This window comes from Luteimonas sp. RIT-PG2_3 (genome assembly GCF_054902115.1).
Genome location: NZ_JBUBPF010000004.1, coordinates 332,797 through 358,432, shown reverse-complemented (window position 1 = coordinate 358,432; position 25,636 = coordinate 332,797). Strand labels below are relative to the sequence as shown.

Sequence of the window (25,636 nt, the reverse complement as noted above, 5' to 3'; positions counted from 1 at the left end):
GCTTGCGGCACTGAACCGCGGGACGCAACGCCCGGTCGCAGCTCAGGCCGCGCGGGCGGGACTCAATTCATCGAGTATACGTTCGAGCTGATCGCGCCAGTCCGGCAATACGACTCCGCCCACGTCCGCCAGCCGCGAGACATCCAGGCACGAATAGGCGGGACGCCGCGCAGGTGTCGGAAACGCCTCCGTGGTGATCGGGATCACCCGCGGTTGCCGTGGCAGCAATCCGCGCGCGTGCGCCGATTCCATGATCGCCGACGCGAAGCCATGCCAACTGGTCTGGCCGGACGCGGTCAGGTGCCAGATGCCCGATGGCAGACGCGCGCTCGCCAGCACATCGCGCGTAGCGTCGGCGATCAACGCCGCCGGCGTCGGCGTTCCGAACTGGTCTGCGACGACGCGCAGTTCATCGCGGTCGGCAGCCAGACGCAGCATCGTCAGCAGGAAATTGCGCCCATGCGATGCATAGACCCATGCGGTCCGGAAGATCAGGTGGCGCGCACCGGAGGCCTGGATCGCCAGTTCGCCGGCCCGCTTGCTGGCGCCGTAGACGCCGAGCGGATCGGTGGCATCGTCCTCGCGATAGGGCCGGTTTCCGCCGCCGTTGAACACATAATCGGTCGAATAATGCACCAGCAGCGCATCGCGCCTGGCGCAGGCCTCGGCCAACGCCTGCGGCGATTCCGCGTTGGCACGATACGCAGCGTCCGGCTCCGTCTCGGCCCGATCCACGGCGGTATAGGCGGCCGCATTGACAACGACATCCGGTGCGATCCGATCGACCAACGAAGCCAGCGACGCTGGCAGGTCGAAATCGGCAACCTCGCACCTCGCTCCGTCCTCCAGCACACCATGACGGGTCGCACGCACCAGCTCGGTGCCGGCCAGGCTGCGTTGTAGTTCGCGCCCGACCTGGCCGTTCGCCCCCAGCAGCAGGGCCTTCAACCCCGGTACACCGGCAAGCGCGCCTCAGGCACGTCCGCAAGGAACGGCGCATGTGCGTCCTTGGCGGACAGCGATGGCGCGCGCACCGGCCAATCGATCGCCAAGGTCGCATCGTCCCAACGAATGCCGGTGTCGGCCGAGGCATCGTAGGTCGCCGTACAGAGGTAGCTGAACAACGCGTGCTCGCTCAGCACGACGAACCCATGCGCGAAGCCTTCCGGAATCCAGAAATGGCGCTTGTTCTCCGCACTCAGCAACACGGCCGTCCAACGCCCGAAATGCGGGGAACCCCGGCGGATGTCGACAGCGACATCCCAGACCTCGCCTTCGAGCACCGACACGTATTTGCCCTGCGGGTTCGGCCACTGGTAGTGCAGGCCTCGCAGCACGTCACGCGAGGAACGCGACACGTTGCCCTGGACAAAGGTTGGCGAAAGGCCGTGCGCAGCCAGCTTGCCCTGGTTGAACGATTCATAGAAAAAACCACGGTCGTCGCCGAATACACGCGGCTCGATGACGACGCATCCAGGAAGATCGGTTTCAATCACTTTCACGGCACATATCCGCGTTCAGCCAGGCCGAGCAGGTACTGGCCATATCCGTTCTTGATCAGCGGTCGCGCCAGCACTTCAAGCTGTGCGGCATCGATCCAGCCATTGTTCCAGGCGATCTCTTCCGGGCAACAGACCCGCAGTCCCTGCCGCGCTTCGATCGTCTCGATGTAGTTCGAAGCCTCCAGCAACGACTGGTGCGTGCCGGTATCCAGCCATGCATAGCCGCGGCCGAGTTGCTCGAGATGCAGCTCCCCCTGCTGCAGATACAGCTGGTTCAGGTCGGTGATCTCGAGCTCACCGCGGTGCGAGGGCTTCAGCGTCGCAGCCAGCTCGCTGGCGCGTCCGTCGTAGAAATACAGACCGGTCACCGCATAGTTGGAACGCGGCTTGACCGGTTTTTCCTCAAGGCCCACGACCTTGCCCGCCGCATCGAACTCGGCGACGCCATAGCGCTCTGGATCGCTGACCCAATATCCGAACACGGTCGCCCCCTGTTCACGCGCATCGGCGCGCTTGAGCATCGTCGTCAGGCCGGGACCATGGAAGATGTTGTCACCCAGCACGAGGCAACTCGGGGCGCCGGCCAGATAGTCGCGCCCGATCAGGAAGGCCTGCGCCAATCCGTCCGGGCTGGGCTGCGCCGCGTATTCGATGCGCATGCCCCACTGCGATCCGTCGCCCAGCAGGCCACGGAACAGGGCCTGCTCATGCGGCGTGTTGATCATCAGCACATCGCGGATCCCGGCCAGCATCAGCACGCTGAGCGGGTAATAGATCATCGGCTTGTCGTAGACCGGCAGTAATTGCTTGCTGATCGCCTGGGTGATCGGGTACAGCCGCGTGCCAGACCCGCCGGCCAGGATGATGCCCTTGCGTGCCGTCATGCCGCGCCCCCGATCCGCTCCAGGCGATAACTGCCGTCCAGCACCCGCTGCACCCAGTCCTGATGATCGAGATACCAGTCGATGGTCTCTGCGATCCCCTGCTCGAAGCTGTAACGCGGCTCCCAGCCCAGTTCGTCGCGCAGCTTCGAGGCATCGATCGCATACCGGCGATCGTGTCCGGGGCGATCTGCGACATGGGCGATCTGCGAGACGCGCGGCTTGCCGTCCTCGCGCGGCCGGCGCTGGTCGAGCAGCGCGCAGATCGCCTGCACGACCTCGATGTTCTGCTTTTCCGAATTGCCGCCGACGTTGTACGTCTCGCCGACGCGTCCATTGGCAAGCACCGTCCGGATCGCTTCGCAATGATCGGTCACGAACAGCCAGTCGCGCACCTGCTTGCCATCGCCATAGACCGGCAGCGGTTCACCGGCCAGCGCCTTGGCGATCACCAGCGGAATGAGCTTTTCCGGAAAGTGGTAAGGACCGTAGTTGTTGGAGCAGTTGGTGGTCAGGACCGGCAACCCATAGGTGTGGTGGAACGCACGCACCAGGTGGTCCGACGCCGCCTTCGACGCGGAATACGGCGAGTTCGGTGCGTAAGGCGTCTGCTCGGTGAACTTGCCGGTGTCGCCCAGCGTTCCGTAGACCTCGTCGGTGGACACATGCAGGAACCGGAACGCGTCACGATCGCCGGCAGGCAGACCGCGCCAGTAGTCGCGCGCGCATTCGAGCAACGACAGCGTGCCTACGACATTGGTCTGCACGAAGGCGCCTGGCCCGTCGATCGAACGGTCGACATGGCTTTCCGCGGCGAAGTTGATGATTGCGTCGGGCCGGTGCGCGTCGAGCAGGCGCCTGACCAGGGCCGCATCGCCGATATCGCCGTGCACGAAGACATGGTTGGCATCGCCCTCAAGCGACGCCAGCGTGTCGACATTGCCGGCATAGGTCAGCGCATCCAGGTTGACCACCTTGACGCCATCGGCGACGGCGCCCAGCACGAAATTACCACCAATAAAACCGGCACCACCGGTGACCAGCCAGGTCGGCATCAGGAGCTCCCTCTCTTTCGGATTTGTTGACCAGCGCAACGACTGGGACACGACTCAGAACGGGATGTCGTCGTCCGAGAAGTCGTCCATCGGCGCAGGCTGCTGCGACGGCGCCGGTCGACGCTGCGCGGGCGGGTCCTGGCGCTGCGGACGGGCCATGCGGTCTCCGCCGCTGCCTGCGCTCGCACCACCGCCGCCACCTTCGCCACGGCCACCGAGCATCTGCATCTCGTCGGCGATGATGTCGGTCGAATACTTCTCGACCCCATCCTGGCCGGTGTACTTGTCATAGCGGATCGAGCCCTCGACATAGACCGAGCTGCCCTTGCGCAGGTATTCGCCGGCGATCTCGCCGAGCTTGCCGAAGAACACCACGCGGTGCCATTCGGTGCGCTCCTGCTGGTTGCCGTCCTTGTCCTTGCGGACGCTGGTGGTGGCAAGACTGATGCGGGTGATCGCCATGCCGCCCTGGGTGTACTTCACATCCGGGTCGTTGCCGAGATTGCCGACCAGGATCACCTTGTTGATGCCACGTGCCATGGGATACGTTCCTTGGAGTTTCGCCGGGATCCGACGAGCAATAGTGGATTATAGCCTCCCTGTCGCGGGCATCCGGCACAAGCCTCATCGCCCGGTCAGGTTTCCCCGCGACCGGCGACGCTGTTCGTATAATTGGCTTCCGGCCCCCCGGATCCCCCGCCCCAAACCCTCGAGTGTCATGCCCGGTCCAGACCTGTCCGCGATCCAATCCCTCGCCGCCGCCGACATGGGGGCCGTGGATGCATTGATCCGGCGCCGCCTGGCCTCGGACGTGGTGCTGATCAACCAGATCGCCGAGCACATCGTCTCCGCTGGCGGCAAGCGCCTGCGGCCGATGCTGGTGGTGCTGGCCGGGCAAGCCTGCGCCGCCACCGGGCCGGAACACCACCAACTGGCGGCGATCATCGAATTCATCCATACCTCGACCCTGCTCCACGACGACGTGGTCGACGAATCCGACTTGCGCCGCGGGCGCAGCACCGCCAACGCGCTGTGGGGCAATGCCCCCAGCGTGCTGGTCGGGGATTTCCTGTATTCACGCAGCTTCCAGTTGATGGTCGAACTCGACCGCATGGAAGTCATGCGCATCCTCGCCGACACCACCAACCGGATCGCCGAGGGCGAAGTGCTGCAGTTGCTGCACGTACGCAACCCCGACACCGACGAGACGGCCTACCTGAACGTCATCGAGCGCAAGACGGCCGTCCTGTTCGCCGCCGGCACCCAGCTGGGCGCTCTGGCTTCGGGCGCCGACGAGGCCACCCAGCGCCGGCTCTACGACTACGGCATGCAGCTGGGCTACGCGTTCCAGATCGCCGACGACGTCCTCGATTACAGCGCCGACGCCAGCGAGCTCGGCAAGAACCTGGGCGACGACCTCGCCGAAGGCAAGGCGACGCTGCCGCTGATCCATGCGATCAGCCAGTCCGACGAGGCCACCCGGCAACGCCTGCGGGCGATCATCGAAACCGGCGACCATGCCGCGATGCCCGAGGTGCTGGCCGCCATCCATGCCGCCGGCAGCCTGGACTACAGCCGCCAGCGCGCATTCGACTACGCCCGCGCGGCCGAAGAGGCATTGCAGGGCCTGCCGGACAACCCGGCGATGGACGCATTGCGCGGCCTGGCCCGCTACGCGGTCGAGCGCAGCCACTGACGGCATGCCCCATAGCCCGCAGGAGCGCGCATGAACGTCCACGAACGTCCATGAGCATGAACACGGCGCCCACCGGCCGCATCCGGACCCTGCCACCTCAGCCGCCCGAAACCCCCATCCCCGGGATCTGCGCGATCAGGTCCGGGTCGAAACCCGCCAGTTGCGCGAAATGCCGGCCCCGCTCGGCGTAATCACGATACGCACCAAAACTCGGCGCCCCGGGCGACAGCAGGACCACGCCATCGCCCTCCAGCACCTCACGGGCCAGCGCGATCGCCGTCGGTAGGTCGGCGGCTGACGCCAACCGGAATCCAGGCGCCCCGTCCTGCGCCGCCAGCAACGCATGGATGCGCGGGCCGTTCTGCCCCATCGTGACAATCAGTGCCGGCGGCGCCTCGCCCATCCGCGCCGCGAAATCCGCCCAGTCCAACCCGCGGTCATGCCCGCCGACCAGCAGCGCGATCTTGCGGCCGGCAAAGACCTCCAGCGCCGCCAGACTGGCGTGCGGCGTGGTGCTGATCGAATCGTTGACCCAGGTCAGGCCCTCGCGTACGCCAAGGGTCTGCAGGCGATGCGGCAGCGGCACGAACCCGACCGCCGCCGGCGCCATCGCGCGCGCGTCCAGCCCCAATGCATCGATCGCGGTCAGCACCGCACACAGGTTGCTGCGGTTGTGCCGTCCGGGCACCGGCACCGCGCGCCCATCCAGGATCCAGTCGTCGCCGTGGTACAGCGCGTCTCCGCGCAGGTGCCAGCCATCCTCGCGCCCGTACCAGCAGATGCGGCTGTCCGGCAGCGACAGGCCCGCGAGCAAGGGATGCTGCGCGTTGAGCACCGCGATGCGCGGACGCGCCGCCGTCAGCAGCGCGAGCTTGTCGTCGATGTAGCGTTGTTCGCTGCCATGCCAGTCCAGGTGTTCGGGGAACACGTTGGTGACCACCGCGATCTCGGGGTGCACGCCGCTGGCAGCGACATCGCCGGTCTGGTAGCTCGACAACTCGATCGCCCAGAACTCGGCCTCCGCGTCGGCCAGCTCGAGCAGCGGCTGGCCGATGTTCCCTGTCAGGGCCGTGCGATGTCCGCCGGCGCGCAGCAGGTGCGCCAGCAGCGCGGTGGTCGTGCTTTTGCCCTTGGTCCCGGTGACGCAGATCGTGCGGGCATCGGCATGGGCGGAAAACCACAACGCGGTACCGCCGAGGAAACGCGTGCCGCGTGCCGCCGCAGCGACCGCCTCCTCGCGATACGGGCTGATGCCCGGCGACTTGATGACGATGTCGAACGCCGCCAGCAGGTCGCCATCGACCCGGGTCTGCGCCGTCAACAGCGGATCGGCGATGGACGCGATCTCGTCGGCCTCGGCCGGCGAGCAGAACACGGTCAACGGCAGCGGCGCGGCCAGCCCCGGGTCATGACGGATCGCGCGATAGGCGGCGCGCCCTTCGCGCCCCCAGCCCCACAGCGCGACCCGCTGGCCGTCAAGCCTGGAAAATCGCATGCAGCCGATCCCAGAGGGGGGCCGGGATGCCGTGCTCGACATCCGGGACCAGCAGGCAGGCGATCTCCAGTTCGGCGCTGTCGAGCTGCGGACGGATCTCGCGCGCGAAGCGATCGACGATCGCGTCCTCGCGCCACTCCGGACGTTCGGCCAGGGCCGCCATCGCCGCACGCGACTCGCGGCCTTCGCCGACGCATTCGAAGGGCTTGTGGTCCTGGTATTCCAGCAGGCCGTCGTAGCCGGCGGTCTGCGCCGGATCGTCGAGCAGGTTGCGGCCGAAGATCCGCACCAGCCGTGGTTTGGGCATGAACGGCGCCAGGGCCAGGAACACGAAATGGCACTTCGGGCAGATCCCGCACCAGCGGTTCACCGGACGCTCGCCGAGCAGATGGAAATTGCGGTTGCAGCTGGAGAAATGCGCGTCGTAGTGATCGCCCCGGGCGAACTGCCGCGCGACAGCCAACTCGCTGAGCGGGCGCAGCAGCGAGTAGTAATGCAGGTCGGCGGCGACATGCGAGCGCACATGCGCGGCGAAGGCCTGCTCGAACGCCCAGCCTTTCGACCACTGGTGGTTCACCTCGCCGGTTCCTTCGATCAGGCTGCCGTAGCTGGCCGAACGCTCGTTGGAGAACACCACCTGGTCGACGCCGAGCACGACCGCGGCAAACACCAGGATCGCCGAATTCACCGCGGTGACCGGGATATGTCCGTTCCAGGCGCCGTCGCGGTTGTAGTCGAACAACTGCGAAGCCAACTGGCGTCCGATGTTCAGCGTTGGCAAGCCGGTGCGCTCGGCGCAGGCCTTGATCAGCTGCGATCCGCCAATCCAGCTGACGGTTTGCTCGACGCCGATCGAGCGCAGCGCTTCGATCGACACCAGCGAATCCTTGCCGCCGCCGATCGCGACCAGCGCATGCCGGCGCAGGCCCAGCACGGCGGCCGCATCGGATGTCGTCGCCACGCCCGCGGGGAAGCGCACGTGGCCCTGCAGCGTCAGGCCATTGCGATAGGCAAACTCGCCCAAGCCATTGACGTAGACCATCTCCAGCAACGCGGCGGTGGCCTCGTCGATGGCATCGCCGTCGATGACGATCGCAGGCGGAATCGCCGCCTTGTAGTAGCTGACGCCCGCGATCAGGTGCAGCAGGCGCAGGGCCTGCTCGACGGCCTGTTGCCGCGACGCGTCGAGCACGAAGGGCGCGCCGGGGATGGTCACGGTTTCGGTGAGTTCCGCACCGTCGTCGAAGGCGTACACCAGGCGCGCGATGCCGCTGTCCGCGTCGAACGCACAGCGGACGAAACGGAACGCGCGGATACTGGATTTATCGAAATTGCTCATGCGAAACCCGTGGTGACAGTGCTCGCCTGCGCGCCGCCCGCTTGCTGGTCGGCAGCGTCCGCGATGTCGTCCGTGTCGATGACATCCTCGGCCGGCAGCTCGCGCAGGTTGTAGGTGTTGGCCATGACCATGCCGTAGGCACCAGCGTCGGCGACCAGCACGATGTCGTCGCAGCGGGTGTCGGCCGGCAGCAGCCGGCGCTGGCCCAGCACGTCGCCGGATTCGCAGATCGGGCCGACGATGTCGCAAACCGTGTCGGCCGTCGCGTCGAAGCGGCTCAGGTTGTGGATGCCGTGCCAGGCGTCGTACAGCGTCGGCCGCATCAAGGCGTTCATGCCGGCATCCAGGCCGACCCGGCGGATGCCCTGCTTGTCGACGACCTGGGTCACGCGCAGCAGCAGTACGCCCGACTCGGCGACCATGAACCGTCCCGGCTCGATCGCCAACCGGTAGCGCGGCCAGGCCTGCTTGATCTCGGCCAGGCCGGTGGCCCAGGCCGCCAGATCGAACGGGGCGTCGTCGGGCTTGTAAGGAATGGTTAGGCCGCCGCCGATGTCGATGGTGTCCACCGAACCGATGTCGTCGGCGATCGCAGCCAGCTCGGCGTAGACCTCGCGCCAGTGCCTGGGCTGGTCGATGCCGCTGCCCAGGTGCGCGTGGATGCCGGTGACGCGCAGGTCCAGCGTCCGCGCCGCCTCGACGAAGGCATCGACCGATGCCACCGGCAGGCCGAACTTGGACGCCGCACCACCGGTGACGACCTTGGCGTGATGGCCATCGCCGCGGCCGAGGTCGATCCGCAGCCAGACATGCCGGCCGCGGAACGTCTCCGGCCAGTTGCGCAGCAACTCGACGTTGTCGACGGTCACGGTGACGCCGCGCGCGAAGGCCGCCTCGTACTCGCGGCGCGGCGCGAAGCTCGGCGTGAACAGCACGCGGGTTGGATCCAGGTCAGGCAATGTCGCGAACACATGCGCGATCTCGCCCTGCGACACGCATTCCAGCCCGAAACCCTCGGCGGCCAGCGCGCGCAGGATTTCCCGATGCGGATTGGCCTTGATCGCGAAGTAGCGCTGGTCGATCGCCGCGATATCGCGCAGCGACCGCGCACGCGCCCGCACCGTGGGCAGGTGGTACACGTAACGCGGCGTCTCGGCTTCGGCCAGCTGCAGCAGACGCCCGCGCGCGTGTTGCCACCATGCCGGTGCGCGCTCGGGCTTGCCGTGCGCGATCTCGTGCCAGCTCGGGCCGAACACGCTGGCGTCGTCGACCGGCATCGCGCCGCTGTCGATCAGCTCGGCATGCAGCACCGGCAGCAGGCCGTCGGCATCGGCTTCATCGATGACGAAGGTCAGGTTGAGGTCGTTCGACGACTGCGAGATCAGGTGCACGCGTTCCTTGCCGAACGTCGCCCAGACGTCGGACAGCTTGTGCAGCAGCGAACGCATGCCGCGGCCGACCAGGGTGATCGCCGCGCACGGCGCGATGACCTTGACCCGGCAGACCTGCGCGAGGTCTTCCGACAGGCGTGCCAGCACGTCGGTGCTGACCAGGTTCTCGCTGGGATCCAGCGAGACGGTGATGTTGGTCTCGGCCGAGCCGATCAGGTCCACCGACAGCCCGTGGTGGCGGAAGCGTTCGAAGATGTCGGCCAGGAAGCCGACCGACTGCCACATGCCGACGGTCTCCATCGACACCAGCACGATGCCGTTGCGCCGGCTGATCGCCTTGACGCCGGGCACCGTGGCCGCGTCGCCATCGATGCGCGTGCCGGGCAGATGCGGACGCTCGGTATCGAGGATCGACATCGGCACGCCGGCCACGCGGCACGGCCCCAGCGAACGCGGGTGCAGGACCTTGGCCCCGGTGGTCGCGATTTCCTGCGCCTCGGCGTAATCGAGCCGCGTCAGCAGGCGTGCATCGGGCACGTCGCGCGGGTTGGCGCTGAACATGCCGGGCACGTCGGTCCAGATCTCGACGCCCTGGGCGCGAAGCAACGCGCCGAACAACGCCGCCGACGTATCCGAGCCGCCCCGGCCGAGCACGGCGGTGCCACCATCGGGATGGCGCGCGATGAAGCCCTGGGTGATCAGCAGCCGCGTGGGCTGGGCCTCGAAACGCTCGCGCCAGCCGTCATCGGACTCGCGTCGGCACGACACCGACAACCGCCGCGACCAGTCGCTCTGGTTGGGCAGCTCAAGCGCGTCCAGCCAATCGCGGGCGTCGCACCAGCCGAAGTCGTGCCCCTGGCTGCGCAGGTAGGCCGCGCCCAAGGTCGACGACAGCAGCTCGCCCTGTGCAAGCACTTCGGCCTGCCAGTCCAGCGCCAGCGAGGCAGCGCGCGGATCGTCGAGCAGGGCCTGCAATGCGCCCAGGCGCTCGCCCAGCACCGCATCGGCATCCAGCTCAAGCGCCATCGCGAATTCGCGATGGCGCGCCACCAGCGCGGCGACGCGCGCCGAGCCATCGCCATCGCCGGCCGCGATCGCGGTCAACTCATTGGTTACACCTGAAAGCGCCGACACCACCACCAGCACGCGCCGACCGTCGTCGCCTGCCCGTTTGTCCGCCAGTTGGCCAATCGTGTTCCAGCGATGGCGTTGCGACACCGAAGTGCCGCCGAACTTGAGCACGACCCAGGGCGTACCGGTCAGGGAAGGAGACATGGCGGAAGAAAAGGATCCAGGAAACGAAGGAAAGGAACGGAGCAGCGCGGCCGGAACGGTTAAGATCACGGCCCCGCCAGGACGGCAGGCATGAACGTCCAATCTTAGAGCATCCCGCCTCCGAACGTGGCCCCCGGCGCGTGTCGTGCACGCCATCGCGCGCCCTGCATAGCACACCGGCGCCAGACCCGAAGGCCGCCGTCCGCAAGCGATTGCGATCGGTGCGGATGCCCTGCCCGGACGCCCCCACTGCAACGCCCTCCCCCAGGATCCAAGATGACCGCACGCCGCTTCCTGCAACTCGATGTCTTCGCCGATCGCCCCGGCGCCGGAAACCCCCTGGCCGTCGTGCTCGATGCGCAGGGACTGGACGACGGTGCGATGCAGGCGATCGCCCGCTGGACGCGACTGCCCGAGACGACCTTCGTGTTCGCGTCCGACTCGCCGACGGCGACGCATGCCATCCGCATGTTCAGCCCGCGCCGCGAGGTCCCGTTCGCCGGGCATCCCAGCGTCGGCACTGCGCATGCCGTGCTGGAGTCAGGACTGGCCGTGCCACACGACGGCCTGCTGGTGCAGTCGGGCATCGCCGGCGAACTGCCGCTGCGGGTCTCGGGCGAAGGCGCGCAGCGCACGATCGCGGTACGCACGCCGCGCGCCAGCATCGTCGAGATCGGCCAGCCCGGGGATCCCCGGCTCGTCGCAGCGCTGGCCGGATTGTCGCTGGGTGCATTGCCGCCGGTGCTGATGGACGGCGGCCGCCGCTGGTGGCTGGTCGAGATCGAGAGCGAGGCCGCCCTGCGCGCGGCGACGCCGGACTGGAACGCGATCGGCGAACTGGCGCAGCAGACCGGCAGCATGGGCGTCTGCGTCTTCGCCCGCAGCCCGGATCCGGTCTACCACCTGGCCGTCCGCGCCTGGGTCGGTGCGACCGGACATTTCGAGGACGCCGCCTCCGGTGCAGCCAACGCGACGCTGGCTGCGTGGCTGGCATCGCAGGGCGCACTGCCCGGCAACGACGGCCGCTACCGCATCAGCCAGGGCCGGGAAGTCGGCCATGACGCCATCATCGAACTGCAGGTCGACCACGACGGCGACGTCTGGTCCGGCGGCCGCGTGCAGACGGTGATCCGCGGCACGATCGACTGGACCACGCCACGCGCATAACGGTCATCCCGCCGGCCATCGCTGCGAGCGCGAGCGCCCGGCCATGCAAGGCCGGGCCGGCGTCTCCGGAGCTAACCAGGCCACGTGATGGAAGGTCGCGTCATGGATGGCAGCAGTGGCCCAATCTCGTCGCCGCGCCGGTCGTCATTGCGTCGGAACCGGCGGGACCCGCACACCCGCTACTTCGCTTCCGTTTCCGCGTCATATACCGCCTTCCCGTCCACCCAGGTTGACCGCACCACCAGGTCATCCAGCGCGGATGGCGCGATCGCCAGCGGATCCGCGTCGAGGATCACGAAATCGGCACGCAGGCCGACCGCCAGTCGCCCGACCCGGGCCTCGTCGCGATTGGCCCAGGCCGCGTCGGCGGTGAATCCACGCAGGGCTTCCGCCGGCGTCAGCACCTGGTCCGGCAGCCAACCGCCCGCCGGCTGGCCCTCGCCATCCTGACGCGTGACCGCGGCCCGCAGCCCCAGCCGGGGATCGGGCGATTCCACCGGGAAATCCGAACCCAGCGCCAACGCGACGCCCTGCTCCGCGAAACGCCGCCAGGCATAGGCACCCGCGATGCGCACCGGACCCACGCGGTCCTGCGCCCAGGGCATGTCGGACGTCGCATGCGTGGGCTGCATCGAGGCCGTGACCTTCAATGCCGCGAAGCGCGGGATGTCGTCCAGTGCGACGATCTGCGCATGCTCGATCCGCCAGCGGTGGTCGCTGCGGGCGCGATCGCCGAGCACGCGCGCATAGGTATCGAGCACGATGCGGTTGCCGCGATCGCCGATGGCATGGGTCGCGACCTGCAGCTTGCAGGCATCGCCCTTGCGCACGATGCGTTCGTAGTTGGCTTCGTCGACGATCAGCAGGCCGCGGTTGCCCGGATCGTCGCTGTAGTCCTCGATCATCGCCGCGCCGCGGCTTCCGAGCGCGCCATCGATCAGCAGCTTGAGCCCGCGCATCTGCAGGCGTCCGCCGGCATGCTGGTAGGGTCCGTTCGCGCACAGCCACGCCAGCGCTTCATTCTCGCCGTCGGCATAGGCACTGACCCGCAACGGCAGCCGCCCTTCATCGGCAAAGCGTCGCAGCTGCAGGAAATCCTGCTGGCTGGTGCCCATGTCGTGGACGCCGGTCAGCCCCTGCCGCACCGACATCGCCAGCGCACGTTCGAGCGCATCGTCGCGCGAGGCCTGCGTCGCCGCGGGCACCACCACCGACACCACGCGCTCGGCCAAGTCGATGAACACGCCGGTCGGCTTGCCGTCAGCATCGCGGATGATCTGGCCGCCATCGGGCTGGCCCGATGCCAGCCAGCGTGCGCTGGCGGGATCCTGCGCGGCCGCGCGCAGCGCCGCGGAGTTCGCCCACGCGGCATGCCCATCCACGCGCGACAGCCAGACCGGACGATCGGGGAATGCGGCATCGAGGTCGGCCACGGTCGGGAAGGCCTTGCCGGGCCAATGGTTCTGGTCCCAGCCACCGCCGAGCAGCCAGGCATCGTCGGGCAGCGTTTTCTCGAAGGTGCGCAGCCGCTCGATCACTTCGGCCATGTTGCGGGTGCCGACCAGGTCGGCATGGGTCAGGGCCTGGCCCAGCCCGACGATATGCGCATGCGCATCGATCAGTCCGGGCACGACGGTCGCCGCACCGGCATCAATGCGCCGGGCATCGGGATACTGCGCCTGCAACGCGCGGGCATCGCCGGTCGCGACGATGGCACCGCGGGCATCCCAGACCATCGCCTGGACCGTCGGCCTGGCAGGATCCTGCGTATGGATGCGCGCCGCCTGCAGCAGCGTCAACGCATCGTCCCCAGCATGCAAGGACGTGCACGCCATTAGGGCCAAAGACAACACCGCGATCCTGCAACGCATCCCGCACTCCCCCAGCGACAAGAGTGCGGATGCTACTACGCGCGTGCGGCGCTGTCCTTTGTCGGCGCGGCGATCCGTTAGCCTGATGGCCACCGAACCGGAGAACCCCGCGATGACCAGGCTCGCTTTCGCTGCCATGGCTGCTGGACGCCTGCGCCGTCATGCCTGCGCCATCGCAGCGCTGTCGCTGCTGGCCGCCGCCTGCAGCCGCACACCGCCTATCCAGCTCGAACCCACATGGACCGCGACGGGCCTGCTGGACCCGGAAAGCCTCGCGCTCAGCGAAGACGGCAGCGTCCTGTACGTCTCCAATGTCGATGGCGATGCCTCGGCCAAGGATGGCAAGGGCAGCATCAGCAGGCTGGGACGCGATGGCACGATGCTCGAGGCCGCCTGGATCGACGGCCTGCATGGCCCCAAGGGCATCGCCGTGCGCGACGGCCGCCTGTATGTCTCCGACATCGACACCCTGGTCGAGATCGACATCGCCAGTGCCACCATCGTCAAGCGCCATGCCGTCACGGACGCACAGTTCCTCAACGATGTCGCCATCGCCGACGATGGCAGTGTGCTGGTCAGCGACTCCAGCGCCGGACGCATCCACGTGCTGCGCGACGGCCAGGTCTCGCCCTGGCTCGACGATCCGCTGCTGGCCCGCGTCAATGGGCTGTTGCCGCAGGCCGATCGCCTGATCGCAGCGACCATGGAAGGCCGCTTGCTGGCGATCGACTGGAAGACACGCGCCATCGCGCCGCTCGCGAAAGGCCTGGGCAAGGCCGATGGCATCGGCGCGCTGGCCGAGGGCGGCTTCGTGGTCAGCGATTGGCCGGGACGCCTGTTCCATGTCGATGCGCAGGGCCGCAAATCGATCCTGCTGGACCTGCGCAAGCAGGAGCACACGATCAACGACCTGCTGCTCGACGGCGACGCGCTCTACCTCCCCAACTGGGAGCCCGGCACGATCACCGCCTACCGGATCAAGCGCTGAAACCTCGCTGCCAACATCAGATCAGGTAGAGGTCAGCGCACGGCATTGAACGACTCCGCGTGCATCTCCGTGCGCATCACCGCCGGCAGCAGGCAGCAAAGGCCGACGGTTGCACGGGCTGACGGCTGCAAAGGGCGACTTGTGCAGGCCGGCTAATCCGCCCGCACATCGACGCGGATGCGGATGCGTTCGCCGGGGTGATGGTTGGTCCGGGTCACATAGTCGCGGCCAGCGTAGCGGTAGGTCACGTCATAGGCATTGACGCCAGCGGCGTCCGGATAGCCGTAGGCGCCCCCCTGGCGATCGTCCGCGCCGTAGTAGCGGCTGCCGCCACCCTCGCGATAGACGCGCCCATCATCCTGCACCGGCTCGCACACGGTGACCACGCCGTCGCGCGGCTGGCGTGCGCGACGGTTTGCGTCGTAGATGCCGCGACCGGCCATGCCGCCGACCATCGTGCCTACCGCGGAGCCGACATAGCGGCCACTGCCATCGCCGATCTTGCTGCCCAGCACGGCACCGGCAATGCCGCCGACCACGGTCGCGATCGTGCGTCCGTTGTCGGTGCGACGCTCGACCTCCCGCACAGTATCGCGATCGCCGTAACGGTCTGTCGTGACCTCGCGTCCGTAGGCATCGTAGTCACGGTCATCGCCACGCCCGTCATCGACGACCTCGCCATATTCGTTGCGGCGGTAGCATCGCTGCTGTCCGCGCGCGCCTGCGTCACGCGCGTCGTAAAAGACCGGATGGACGCTGACCACCTGGGCGTATTCGTAGTGCACGTTGTCGGACTGTATGTTCCGCCCGTCACCGTCGCCGTAAGCGCGCTGATCGAGCGGCGGATAGGACTCGCGCCCGGCGGGATAGGCATAGGTCTGCGCCAACGCGCCGCCTGACGCGCCGGCCAGCAATGGCAGCGCAAGGACCGTGTAGAAGATGGGGTTCATGGTCGACTCTCCACGCCGGCATCGGCGTGAGGCTCACGCTAGAGATGCGCGGCTAAAGGCGTGCTGAACTGAAAACGCTTGCAGGTGCGCTGTCCAGATGCGTTTATCTCGTCGACAGCCAGGACAGCACCCCGGCCGCACAATCGGCCGCGGTCCGGCCCAGCAAGGGACCAACGTGGCTGACCGCAGAGACCTGGATCATGTCCGCGTGCCAGTCGGCCGCGAGCGCTGCGGTCAGGGCCGGCGGCACCTCGTCGTCGACCATCGAGGCCACGCACAGCACCGGACAATCCGGTGCCTGCACGCGGATGCCGGCATGGCTTCGCCGCAACACCTCGCCGCTTTCGTCGCGCCAATGCGTGAAGGCCAGCCGGGCCATGGCGTCGTCGGCGTCGGGCAGTGCACGATGGGTCGATGTCAGCCTTGCGTCCGTGCCCCATGGCACGATGTCGGGCCACTGCCGTTGCGGCAGCTGCGAATGCCAGGGCGCCGGCGGCAATGGATTGACCAGCACCAGCGCATCGGCATGTTCGGCGCAACTGGCCGCCAGCAGGCCGCCCAGGCTGGCCCCGACCAGCGCACGTGGCCGGGGCAGTTGCGTCAGTGCCTGGAAAACCTGGCTGCGATAGTGTTCGAAGCGCGTCTGCGCCAGCCCCGACGCTGCCGGCTGCAGGTCGGGGCTGTCCACGCGAACGCCGGCGGCCTCGAAGACCTGCCGCCATACGGTCCATTCCCAGCCGCCACCACCGGCGCCATGCACGCACAGCACCGACAGTCGCGCACCGGAGAACAGGCCTTCATCCAAGCAATTCCGCCTCCAGCGTGATCGGCACCGCGCTCAAGGCCTTGGACACCGGGCAATTGTGCTTGGCATCGTCGGCAATCTTGCGGAACTGCGCGTCGTCGATGCCCGGGATCTTGGCCTTCATGCGCAGGCGGATCTGGCTCAGTGCCGGCCCGCCTTCCAGCGACAGGTCGACTTCGGCCGTGGTGTCGATCGCATCGGGGGTGAATCCGGCTTCGCCAAGCTTGGCCGAGAACGCCATCGTGAAGCAGCCCGCATGGGCGGCAGCGATGAGCTCCTCGGGATTAGTGCCCTTGACGTCGCCGAAGCGGCTGTTGAAGCCATATGGGGTCTGGTCGAGCAAGCCGCTCTGCGGCGTGTCCAGGCGTCCCTTGCCGGATTTCAGGTCGCCTTCCCAGTGTGCGTTGGCCTTGCGGGTAATGCCCATCGGTCTACTCCTCGACAAAAGAGTCGACACATTACCGCGCGCCCCGTTACGACGCCGTGCGTGGCCCTCGACCGCCCCTGCCGGACCTCCTGCACATCCCCTGCATCTGCTGCGATGCAACGCGACGCTCGCGATGCCGGCGCGCTATCTTGCAGGTCCGCCATGACCGCCTGCCGGGTCCAGCCCCGAACGGCAGCGTCTCCCCGGCAGTCAGCCATGACGGCTCCAGCGGCACGCGCCGCACGCCCGGCCCTCACCGGCCGGACTTTCCGATGTCCATCGATGCCGCCAGCGGCAGGACCCAGCCAGGAGAGTCAGGCATATGCCGTACAGCACCGAGCAGATCCGCAACGTCGCGCTGGCCGGGCATCCGGGTGTTGGCAAGACCTCCCTGTTCGAAGCCCTGCTGCATGCCGGCGGCACCCTGCAGGCAGCCGGCAGCGTCGAACGCGGCAATACCCTGTCCGACCATGACGCGATCGAACGGCAGCGTCGCCACTCCATCGATGCCGCCATCGCGAGCCTCGACCACGCGTCCACCGCATCCACGACGTCCGCGCCCGCCAGCATCCACGTCAACCTGATCGACACGCCCGGCTACCCGGATTTCCGCGGCCCCGCCCTGGCCGCATTGAGCGTCGTCGAGACCGTCATGGTCGTCGTCGCTGCCGACAACGGCATCGAGCACGGCACCGAACGGATGATGGCGCGCGCGAAGGACCGCGGGCTGTGCCGGGTCATCGTCGTCAACAGGATCGATGCCGGTGCGGCCGCCTGCGCGACCATACTGGACGCGCTGCGCGAACGCTTCGGCAACGAAGTACTGCCATTGAACCTGCCCGCCGGCGATGGCACGCGGATCGTGGACTGCTACGGCCAGTCGACCGGCGACAGCGACCTGGGGCCGGTCGCCGACTGGCATCGGCGCATCATCGACCAGGTCGTGGAGATCAATGAGACGGTCATGGACCGGTACCTGGACCAGGGCGAAGACGGCCTGGACCAGCAGCAACAGCACGACGCCTTCGAACAGTGCCTGCGCGAGGGCCACCTGCTGCCGGTGTGCTTCGTGTCGGCACGGACCGGCGTTGGCGTGCGCGAACTGCTGGACATCATGGCGCGCCTGTTCCCGCATCCCGGCGAGGCCAATCCGCCGCCGTTCCAGAAAGGCCTCGGCGACCAGGCACGGCCGTTCACGACCACGCCCGATCCGCAGGCACACGTGGTCGCGGACGTGTTCCGCATCGTCAACGATCCCTTCGTCGGCAAGCTCGGCATCTTCCGCGTCTACCAGGGCACGGTGCGCAAGGACACCGCGCTGTTCGTCGACGACGGCCGCAAACCGTTCAAGGTGGGACACCTGTACCGCATCCGCGGCAAGGAGCACCTGGAGATCGAACAGGCCGTGGCCGGCGACATCGCGGCGGTCGCCAAGATCGACGACCTGCATGTCGATGCCGTGCTGCACGACAGCCACGACCAGGACCACATCCACCTGGCGCCGATCGATTTCCCGCGACCGATGTTCGGCCTGGCGATCCAGGCCAGCAGCAAGGGCCAGGAACAAAAGCTGGCCAACGCGCTGCACAAGCTGGCCGAGGAAGATCCCTGTTTCCATGTCGAGCACGAAAGCGAGACCAACGAGACCGTCGTCCGCGGCCTGTCGGACCTGCACCTGCGCATCCAGCTCGAACGCCTGCGCGATCGCCATGGCGTCGAAGTGGAGACCCACCCGCCGCGCATCGCCTACCGCGAAACGATCGCCGGACATGCCGAAGGCCACCACCGCCACAAGAAGCAGACCGGCGGCGCCGGGCAGTTCGGCGAGGTGTTCCTGCGCGTGGAGCCGTTGCCGCGCGGCGGTGGCTTCGAATTCATCGATGCGGTCAAGGGCGGCGTGATCCCGGGCCAGTTCCTGCCCGCCGTGGAGAAAGGCGTCCGCCAGGTCATCGCCGAAGGCGCGCTGGCCGGCTATCCGATGCAGGACATCCGCGTGACCGTGCATGACGGCAAGTCCCACGCCGTCGACAGCAAGGAGGTCGCCTTCGTCGCGGCCGGACGCAAGGCCTTCCTGGATGCGGTCGGCAAGGCCGGCCCACAGGTGCTGGAGCCGATCGTCGACCTGCAGGTCAACGCGCCCGAATCGAGCATGGGCGACATCAGTGGCGGCCTCGCCGGCAAGCGCGCGCGCATCAACGGCACCGATGCCGGCACGCGCGGCGACATTGTCGTCAAGGCCCAGGTCCCGCTGTCGGAACTGGAGGGGTATGCGGCCGAACTCAAGTCCGCCACCGCCGGCCAGGGGCGTTACAGCCTGGACTTCAGCCACTACGAACCGGTGCCGCCGCAGGTCCAGAAACGCCTGGTCGATGCCTGGAAGCCACGTCACGAGGACGACTGAGCAACGCATCCACGTGCGCAGTTCGCGCCTTTTCCCTGCCGCAGTGCGGCATCCACGACGCGTGCGAGGCGCGGATGCATCGGCGGTGCTGCATGCGCCATTGACCATCGGTCATCTGCACATGCCACCCACGCCATGACCCAAGGCCCAGGTATCCGGAGGCGGATGCGCATCGGCAACACGCTCGCGACGCTCCCGCCTTCGCCCTTGCCTCGCGTAGACCGGCAGCGTGATCGCACTTCAAAAACGAGCAAATCAGGCTACTTAGCGCTGATCCTTCATGCAGTGGATCGCGAGCATTCGCGGCAAACACCGGCAACGAACGCGCACGAACGCAGCGCAGCCGCACCCGAGGCGCCGCGCCCATCGTGGATCGCGCAGGGACGATCCCCATCGTCCGGCATGAACCGTATCCCCGCCCGATTTTGGATGCACGCGAAAAACCACTGTTTTTTTGCCGTTTCCTATTGGCGATTCGATTGTGATGCCCTACATTTCGCATGCCGGCACGTTCGGCCCTAGACATCACAAACCCATCAGAGGGAATACAAGACCCATGGCAAAGAAGAAGGCCACCAAGAAAGCTGCTCCGAAGGCTGCTCCGAAGAAGGCCGCTGCCAAAGCCGCAGCTCCGAAGCCGATCAAGGAAGCACTGAGCAAGTCGGGCCTGGTTGCACACATCGCCGAAGCGTCTGGCGTTGTTGCGAAGGACGTGCGTTCGGTCCTGGCGACGCTGGAATCGGCCGTGCACGGCTCGATCAGCAAGAAGGGCGCCGGCGCGTTTACCCTGCCTGGCCTGCTGAAGATCACGGTCGTCAACGTTCCGGCCAAGCCGAAGCGCAAGGGCATCAACCCGTTCACCAAGGAAGAGCAGGTCTTCGCGGCCAAGCCGGCCTCGGTGAAGGTGAAGGTCCGCCCGCTGAAGAAGCTCAAGGACGCGGCCGCCTGATCCAGGCAGTCCAAGCCTGACAGTCGACTGCGCTGCCAGGCTGCGATACGAACGGGACGGCTTGCCGTCCCGTTTCTTTTGGGAAGCATCGCCACGGCTTGCCGTCCCGATTTTTTTGGAAAGCATCTGCTGAGGGCTTGCCGCCGCCCATCCCTGAACGTCGGCAAGGCGGCTTTCATCTTTGCTGACGCCACCCACCTACAATCGTGAGGACTGCGCTGCGATGGCGCCTTGCGCATCCGCCCGCCCCCACCTTCCTCTCACGAGATACGCCATGAGCCTCCAGGGATTCCTCGACCACCTGCTGAAATCCGCCACCTCCAGTTCGGGCCCCGCATCCGGCGGCGCGCCGATGGGCAATGGCCCGGGCAGCCTGCTCAATGCCGATTTCGGCAAAGGCGCGCTTGCCGGCGGTGCACTGGGCCTGCTGCTGGGCAAGAACAAGAAGACCCGCAAGCTGGCCACCTACGGCGGGTTGGCAGCGATTGGCGTCATGGCCTACAAGGCCTACGGCGACTACAAGCAGAAGCAGGGCGACAGCACCGCGCCACAGACGGTCGACCGCCTGCCGCCTCCGCAGGCGGAGACGCACAGCGCCGCGATCCTGACCGCGCTGGTCGCTGCGGCCAAGGCCGACGGCCATGTCGACGATCGCGAGCGTGCCGTCATCGAAGGCGAGTTCTCGCGCCTGCCGATCGGCTCCGACGTCCAGCAATGGCTGCAGCGCGAACTCGCCAAGCCGCTCGATCCGGTCGAAGTGGCCGCCAGCGCGACCACGCCTGAAATCGCCTCGGAGATGTACCTGGCCAGCCTGGTCGCGATCGACGAGCAGAACTTCATGGAGCGCACCTATCTGGACGAACTGGCACGCCAGATGAAGATCGACCCGGAACTCAAGGCCAGCCTCGAGCAGACCTATCGCCAGCAAGGTTGACGCCCTCATGGAAGCACCTGCGTATCGATCGCAGGCGCTTCCGGCCTCCCCGCCGACATCGCGCCCCCACCCGGGGACGCACCTTCCCCATCCCACGCGAGGAATCCAGATGCGCATTGCAACGCGGACTGCCCTGATGCTGCTGGTCGTCTCGATCCTGGCGGCCTGTTCGACGATCGGCGCGGTCTCGGCCTGGCTCAACAACCAGGTGGCGTTTACAGCGCCACAGATCCAGCGCCATCTCGATCGCCGCTTCCCGCGCGAGTTCGACAAGCTCGGCGGCCTGGTCTCGGTCACGCTGGACAATCCGCGCGTATCGATTCCGTCCGGCAATTCGCGCATCCGTCTCGACTTCGATGTCGGTATCGGCGCGCTGGGCAGCCAGGGCGCGACCACCGGCCGTCTGGCGCTGGCCAGTGGCCTGCGCTACGAGCCGGCGACGCAGGGCCTGCACCTGCAGGATCCGGAAGTCCTGCAGTTCGAGCTGCCCGGCTCGGGCGCGTTGCTGCAGGGCGGCGCGCGCGGCATCGTCAACAGTCTGCTGGCCGAGTACGCGCGCACCGAGCCCGTGTACCAGCTCGATCGCGACCTGCTCGACAAACTGCCGGCTGGCAAGCGCATTGGCGAGGTCGACGTCCAGCGTGGCACGATCGTCGTCCACCTCGACCGCTGACCGCCCAAGCAGCCTCCACGCCGTCCAGCGCCTGCCCCTTCCGCCCGTCCTGCTTCCGGAGCTTTCATGCGTACGCCCACCGCCTTGCTGACCTTCTCCCTGGTGGCATCGCTTGCGGCCTGCGGGGGCGACGCGGGGACGCAGTCACATGATCCCGACAATCCCGATGCGCTGCCGCAGCCGCAGGCCACCAGTGGCGGCATCACCGGCATGCCGTCGAAGCCGGGCCCGGGTGAAGTGCCGCTGACCGGCGAACCGCCCGCGTCGCCGCCGCCGTTGTTGCCGGCCGAAGCGTTCGGGCTGCCATCGCTGGAGGACAACCCGGAAGCCGGGCTGCGCGAGGCCGACGCCGCAACGGGCGATCAGGCCGTCGCCGCCAGCGAGCCGGGCCCGGCCGAAGCCGCCGCCGTGGTCTCGGGCTACTACGCTGCGATCAACACCCGCAACTATCCGCTTGCCTATGGCCTGTGGTCCGATAGCGGACGCAGCAGCGGACAGACCCCGGAACAGTTCGCGGCGGGCTTCGCGCAGACGGCCACCGTCGCGCTTGCGACCGGCACGCCGGGCGAGATCGAAGGCGCTGCGGGATCACGCTTCATCGAGGTCCCGGTGTCGATCACGGCGACGATGAGCGATGGCAGCCTGCGCCGCTACAGTGGACGCTATACCCTGCGGCGCGCGGTCGTCGATGGCGCCAGCAACGAACAGCGCGCCTGGCGGATCGCGTCAGCCGACCTCAAGCCGGTCGCGCCCTGATCGTCTGATCCGCTGACAAGTGATCCGCTGACAAGGGTCCGACCGGAAGGAGCGTGCCGCGCGGATGCCGCGCGATCGCGCCCCCGGATGCCTCAACGCTTGGGCTGCAGCATGGTCCCGGTGCAGTCCTTGGATCCGCAGCGGCAGCCCCAGAGCTTCTTCAGCTTCGCGGTATGCCGCTCGTCGAGCGTGATGCCGTAATTGTAGGTCAGCTCTTCGCCGGCCTTGATGCTGCGGATGGCCTCGATGTAGACCTTGTCCTTGTGACGCTTGCCGTTGCTGTTTTCCTCAATCACCGCTTCGCAGTTCGGGCTGCAGCTGTGATTGATCCAGCGCGCGATATTGCCGTCGACGTTGGCGTCGATGACATAGTCGTCGTTGAGCGTGAACAGGAAGGTGTGGCCGTCCTCATCGACGTCGGCATACGCCGCATCGACGTCGTCATGGGTCCGCAGCAGGCCCTTGTAACGGACCACGCGTTCGCCCTTGGCGAGCGCGTCGATGGCGAACACGCCATTGCCGTGGATGGACGACAGGCGGGCTTCGATCTTCTTCTGCTTCTTCGTCATGGTCTGGCGGCTGGCAATGGAGCCGGCATTGTCGCAGCAATCACGGCAAGCCGGCCAGCGCGGCCATGGTGGACGCATCGACGCCGACGGCACGACCCAGTCGCTGCCGGCGATCAGACAACCCGCCTGGTCGGTCATGGCCGATGGCGTCGACACCGGCGGCATCGACACGGTCGCGCGGACCGGACCCGGTACCAGGGCACTCGGCCGCGCACGCCCTTGCCCCTTCACCCTTGCCCCCTTGCTTCCTCACTCCATGCCCCTCCCCCTCGCGATCACGCAGGCGCGATCAAGCAGGGCTACGGTCATCGCGCTGTCGTGCCAGCGTCACGCCGCAACCGGCGGAGATTGAGCCGGCGGGAAGGAAAGCGTACAATTTCGGTACGCTTTCGAGGCCCAGCCCATCCATGCTCCGCGTGACCCGACTGACCGACTACGCCACCGTGGTACTGACCGTCATGGCCAGCCATCACGATGCCGTGCTCAGCGCCGCCGAACTGGCCGAACTGGCCGGCCTGGAAGCGCCCACCGTCAGCAAGCTGCTGAAGCCGCTGGCCCAGGCCGAACTGGTCGAGGGCTTCCGTGGCGTGCGTGGCGGCTATCGGCTAGCCCGACCGGCGTCCGAGATCTCGCTGATCGAGATCGTCGAGGCCATGGAAGGTCCGCTGGCGATGACCGAATGCAGCCTGGACCACAGCCAGTGCGGCATCTCTCACCAGTGCGGCGTGCGCGCCAACTGGCGGCGGATCAACGACGTGGTCTCCGACGCGCTGCGCAACGTCAGCCTGGCGCAGATGCTCGACAACACTCCCTCCCCGGGCAGCAGCGACCGGCGCATCGCCGCGCAGCTGACCCATGCATAGACAGTAGGCAGCCCCCATGGCCACCGACATCGCAGAACCGATTGCGAACAAGCCGCTTCAGAACGAGGCGATCCACGAGCAGCTGGGCCGTCGCTACGACGCCGGCTTCATCACCGATATCGAGTCCGACAGCTTTGCGCCCGGCCTGGATGAGGACGTCGTCCGCGCGCTCTCGGCCAAGAAGGAAGAGCCGCAGTGGATGACCGACTGGCGCCTGGCGGCCTACCGCCACTGGCTGACCATGCCGGTCCCGCACTGGGCCAAGCTCGACATCGCCCCGATCGACCTGCAGTCGGTCAGCTATTACTCGGCGCCCAAGGCCAAGTACGCCTCGCTCGACGAAGTCCCGCAGGAGCTGCTCGACACCTACGACAAGCTGGGCGTGCCGCTGCATGAACGCGCCAGGCTGGCCGGTGTCGCCGTCGACGCGGTGTTCGATTCGGTGTCCGTGGGCACGACGTTCCGCAAGGAGCTCGCCGAGAAGGGCATCGTGTTCTGCTCGATGTCCGAGGCCATCAAGGACCATCCCGACTTGGTCAAGCAGTACCTCGGCAGCGTGGTGCCGGTCGGCGACAATTATTTCGCCGCGCTGAACTCGGCGGTGTTCTCCGATGGCAGCTTCGTGTTCATCCCCAAGGGTGTGCGCTGCCCGATGGAACTGTCGACCTACTTCCGTATCAATGCCGGCCACACCGGGCAGTTCGAGCGCACGCTGATCATCTGCGAGGACAAAGCCTACGTGTCCTACCTCGAAGGCTGCACCGCGCCGATGCGCGACGAGAACCAGCTGCATGCGGCGGTCGTCGAACTGGTCGCGCTGGAAGACGCCGAGATCAAGTACTCGACCGTGCAGAACTGGTACCCCGGCGACGAGAACGGCAAGGGCGGCATCTACAACTTCGTCACCAAGCGTGCCGAATGCCGCGGCGACCGCAGCAAGGTCACCTGGACCCAGGTCGAGACCGGATCGGCGATCACCTGGAAATACCCGTCCTGCGTGCTGCTGGGCGACGACTCGACCGGCGAGTTCCACTCGGTCGCGTTGACCCATCATCGCCAGCAGGCCGACACCGGCACCAAGATGATCCATGTCGGCAAGCGCACCAAGTCCAAAATCGTCAGCAAGGGCATCAGCGCCGGACGCGGGCAGAACACCTACCGCGGCCTGGTCAAGATCGGCAGCGGTGCCGAGGGTGCGCGCAACTACACCCAGTGCGACTCCCTGCTGATCGGCAAGCAGTGCGGTGCGCACACGTTCCCCTACATCGAGGTCAAGCATCCGACCGCGACCGTGGAGCACGAGGCCACCACCTCGAAGATCAGCGACGACCAGATGTTCTATTGCCGCGCGCGCGGCATCAGCCAGGAAGATGCGGTCAGCCTGATCGTCGATGGTTTCTGCAAGCAGGTCTTCCGCGAACTGCCGATGGAGTTCGCCGTCGAGGCCAAGAAGCTGCTGGAAGTCTCGCTGGAAGGCTCGGTCGGCTGAGACCCGCGGCAGACGGGAGGGAGGATCGCGTCGCGACGCCCCTTCCGGCCCTGCCGGATGGCACCGACCCGCCGACGTCCACAGCCCCCCTGCTCCACGGCTGCCTGCTCCACGGCTTCCGGCCTGCCGCTCCAAGGCCAGCACATGTTCCCGCATCCCC

Annotated in this window: 23 protein-coding genes and 1 pseudogene; 11 read left to right on the top strand and 13 right to left on the bottom strand. The window is 67.3% G+C overall.

Annotation, left to right across the window (positions count from 1 at the left end):
• Positions 1-42: 42 nt before the first annotated feature.
• Genes rfbD through ACYX7E_RS08540 form a run of 5 tightly spaced genes read right to left on the bottom strand, consistent with a single transcriptional unit; the run spans position 43 to position 3,978 of the window.
• Positions 43-948 carry a dTDP-4-dehydrorhamnose reductase gene (gene rfbD, locus ACYX7E_RS08560; protein ID WP_462080148.1) on the bottom strand — a complete coding sequence of 302 codons (906 nt, stop codon included), beginning with the start codon at positions 946-948 and terminating at the stop codon, positions 43-45.
• Positions 945-1,502: a dTDP-4-dehydrorhamnose 3,5-epimerase gene (gene rfbC, locus ACYX7E_RS08555; protein WP_462080147.1), complete on the bottom strand. Its 558-nt coding sequence runs from the start codon at positions 1,500-1,502 to the stop codon at positions 945-947. The genes rfbD and rfbC overlap by 4 nt, the downstream gene beginning before the upstream one ends.
• Positions 1,499-2,386 carry a glucose-1-phosphate thymidylyltransferase RfbA gene (rfbA, locus tag ACYX7E_RS08550; RefSeq protein ID WP_462080146.1) on the bottom strand — a complete coding sequence of 296 codons (888 nt, stop codon included), beginning with the start codon at positions 2,384-2,386 and terminating at the stop codon, positions 1,499-1,501. Before rfbA ends, rfbC begins: the two co-directional genes overlap by 4 nt.
• A complete protein-coding gene (rfbB, locus tag ACYX7E_RS08545; RefSeq protein WP_462080145.1) occupies positions 2,383-3,438 on the bottom strand; it encodes a dTDP-glucose 4,6-dehydratase in 1,056 nt (351 codons plus the stop codon). Before rfbB ends, rfbA begins: the two co-directional genes overlap by 4 nt.
• 54 nt (positions 3,439-3,492) lie before the next feature.
• On the bottom strand, positions 3,493-3,978 hold the full coding sequence (locus ACYX7E_RS08540) for a single-stranded DNA-binding protein (RefSeq protein WP_462080144.1): 486 nt from the start codon (positions 3,976-3,978) through the stop codon (positions 3,493-3,495).
• A 178-nt stretch (positions 3,979-4,156) separates the two neighbouring features.
• On the opposite strand from ACYX7E_RS08540, the gene ACYX7E_RS08535 reads away from it, so the two are divergent.
• Entirely contained in the window at positions 4,157-5,134 is a 978-nt protein-coding gene (locus ACYX7E_RS08535) for a polyprenyl synthetase family protein (protein ID WP_462080143.1), read from the top strand.
• Between the two features lie 97 nt (positions 5,135-5,231).
• On the opposite strand, the gene murD is transcribed toward ACYX7E_RS08535, so the two are convergent.
• The 3 genes and pseudogenes from murD to ACYX7E_RS08520 all read right to left on the bottom strand — a co-directional run.
• Positions 5,232-6,629, bottom strand: a complete 1,398-nt coding sequence (murD, locus tag ACYX7E_RS08530) for a UDP-N-acetylmuramoyl-L-alanine--D-glutamate ligase (protein ID WP_462080142.1) — start codon at positions 6,627-6,629, stop codon at positions 5,232-5,234.
• Positions 6,610-7,968: a UDP-N-acetyl-alpha-D-muramoyl-L-alanyl-L-glutamate epimerase gene (murL, locus tag ACYX7E_RS08525; RefSeq protein WP_462080141.1), complete on the bottom strand. Its 1,359-nt coding sequence runs from the start codon at positions 7,966-7,968 to the stop codon at positions 6,610-6,612. Before murL ends, murD begins: the two co-directional genes overlap by 20 nt.
• A gap of 74 nt (positions 7,969-8,042) precedes the next feature.
• Positions 8,043-10,634 (bottom strand): annotated as a pseudogene (locus ACYX7E_RS08520) (bifunctional aspartate kinase/diaminopimelate decarboxylase); the annotation flags it as partial.
• 276 nt (positions 10,635-10,910) lie between these two features.
• Here ACYX7E_RS08520 and ACYX7E_RS08515 point away from each other — a divergent pair.
• Positions 10,911-11,801 carry a PhzF family phenazine biosynthesis protein gene (locus ACYX7E_RS08515; RefSeq protein WP_462080140.1) on the top strand — a complete coding sequence of 297 codons (891 nt, stop codon included), beginning with the start codon at positions 10,911-10,913 and terminating at the stop codon, positions 11,799-11,801.
• A 179-nt stretch (positions 11,802-11,980) separates the two neighbouring features.
• Here the strand turns inward: ACYX7E_RS08515 and ACYX7E_RS08510 are convergent, their stop codons facing one another.
• The gene (locus ACYX7E_RS08510; RefSeq protein ID WP_462080139.1) at positions 11,981-13,600 is read right to left on the bottom strand and encodes an amidohydrolase; all 1,620 of its coding nucleotides are present in this window, start codon (positions 13,598-13,600) and stop codon (positions 11,981-11,983) included.
• A gap of 184 nt (positions 13,601-13,784) precedes the next feature.
• On the opposite strand from ACYX7E_RS08510, the gene ACYX7E_RS08505 reads away from it, so the two are divergent.
• Positions 13,785-14,660 carry a hypothetical protein gene (locus ACYX7E_RS08505; RefSeq protein ID WP_462080138.1) on the top strand — a complete coding sequence of 292 codons (876 nt, stop codon included), beginning with the start codon at positions 13,785-13,787 and terminating at the stop codon, positions 14,658-14,660.
• A 152-nt stretch (positions 14,661-14,812) separates the two neighbouring features.
• Here the strand turns inward: ACYX7E_RS08505 and ACYX7E_RS08500 are convergent, their stop codons facing one another.
• The 3 genes from ACYX7E_RS08500 to ACYX7E_RS08490 all read right to left on the bottom strand — a co-directional run bounded on the left by ACYX7E_RS08500 (position 14,813) and on the right by ACYX7E_RS08490 (position 16,842).
• Entirely contained in the window at positions 14,813-15,610 is a 798-nt protein-coding gene (locus tag ACYX7E_RS08500; protein WP_462080137.1) for a glycine zipper 2TM domain-containing protein, read from the bottom strand.
• 103 nt (positions 15,611-15,713) lie between these two features.
• Positions 15,714-16,415, bottom strand: a complete 702-nt coding sequence (locus ACYX7E_RS08495; protein ID WP_462080136.1) for an alpha/beta fold hydrolase — start codon at positions 16,413-16,415, stop codon at positions 15,714-15,716.
• Entirely contained in the window at positions 16,408-16,842 is a 435-nt protein-coding gene (locus ACYX7E_RS08490) for an OsmC family protein (protein ID WP_462080135.1), read from the bottom strand. Before ACYX7E_RS08490 ends, ACYX7E_RS08495 begins: the two co-directional genes overlap by 8 nt.
• A 322-nt stretch (positions 16,843-17,164) precedes the next feature.
• Here ACYX7E_RS08490 and fusA point away from each other — a divergent pair, with 322 nt between their 5' ends.
• The 5 genes from fusA (at position 17,165) to ACYX7E_RS08465 (ending at position 22,555) form a co-directional block, all read left to right on the top strand.
• Positions 17,165-19,243: an elongation factor G gene (gene fusA, locus ACYX7E_RS08485; protein ID WP_462080134.1), complete on the top strand. Its 2,079-nt coding sequence runs from the start codon at positions 17,165-17,167 to the stop codon at positions 19,241-19,243.
• A 556-nt stretch (positions 19,244-19,799) separates the two neighbouring features.
• The gene (locus ACYX7E_RS08480; RefSeq protein ID WP_462080133.1) at positions 19,800-20,192 is read left to right on the top strand and encodes an HU family DNA-binding protein; all 393 of its coding nucleotides are present in this window, start codon (positions 19,800-19,802) and stop codon (positions 20,190-20,192) included.
• A gap of 274 nt (positions 20,193-20,466) precedes the next feature.
• Entirely contained in the window at positions 20,467-21,126 is a 660-nt protein-coding gene (locus tag ACYX7E_RS08475; RefSeq protein WP_462080132.1) for a tellurite resistance TerB family protein, read from the top strand.
• A 109-nt stretch (positions 21,127-21,235) separates the two neighbouring features.
• Positions 21,236-21,799: a DUF1439 domain-containing protein gene (locus ACYX7E_RS08470; RefSeq protein ID WP_462080131.1), complete on the top strand. Its 564-nt coding sequence runs from the start codon at positions 21,236-21,238 to the stop codon at positions 21,797-21,799.
• Positions 21,800-21,865: 66 nt separating this feature from the next.
• Positions 21,866-22,555 (top strand): hypothetical protein, encoded by a 690-nt coding sequence (locus ACYX7E_RS08465; protein ID WP_462080130.1) that lies wholly within the window; start codon positions 21,866-21,868, stop codon positions 22,553-22,555.
• 92 nt (positions 22,556-22,647) lie between these two features.
• Here the strand turns inward: ACYX7E_RS08465 and ACYX7E_RS08460 are convergent, their stop codons facing one another.
• The gene (locus ACYX7E_RS08460; protein ID WP_462080129.1) at positions 22,648-23,124 is read right to left on the bottom strand and encodes an SET domain-containing protein; all 477 of its coding nucleotides are present in this window, start codon (positions 23,122-23,124) and stop codon (positions 22,648-22,650) included.
• On the opposite strand from ACYX7E_RS08460, the gene ACYX7E_RS08455 reads away from it, so the two are divergent.
• From ACYX7E_RS08455 to sufB, 3 genes are read left to right on the top strand one after another with little or no spacing between them, the layout of a single operon-like run.
• Positions 23,123-23,476, top strand: a complete 354-nt coding sequence (locus ACYX7E_RS08455) for a hypothetical protein (protein ID WP_462080128.1) — start codon at positions 23,123-23,125, stop codon at positions 23,474-23,476. The two genes, ACYX7E_RS08460 and ACYX7E_RS08455, sit on opposite strands and share 2 nt — an antisense overlap.
• Before the next feature lie 55 nt (positions 23,477-23,531).
• Entirely contained in the window at positions 23,532-23,987 is a 456-nt protein-coding gene (locus tag ACYX7E_RS08450; protein ID WP_462080127.1) for an SUF system Fe-S cluster assembly regulator, read from the top strand.
• 16 nt (positions 23,988-24,003) lie between these two features.
• The gene (gene sufB / locus ACYX7E_RS08445; RefSeq protein WP_462080126.1) at positions 24,004-25,476 is read left to right on the top strand and encodes a Fe-S cluster assembly protein SufB; all 1,473 of its coding nucleotides are present in this window, start codon (positions 24,004-24,006) and stop codon (positions 25,474-25,476) included.
• The last annotated feature ends 160 nt before the right edge of the window (positions 25,477-25,636 follow it).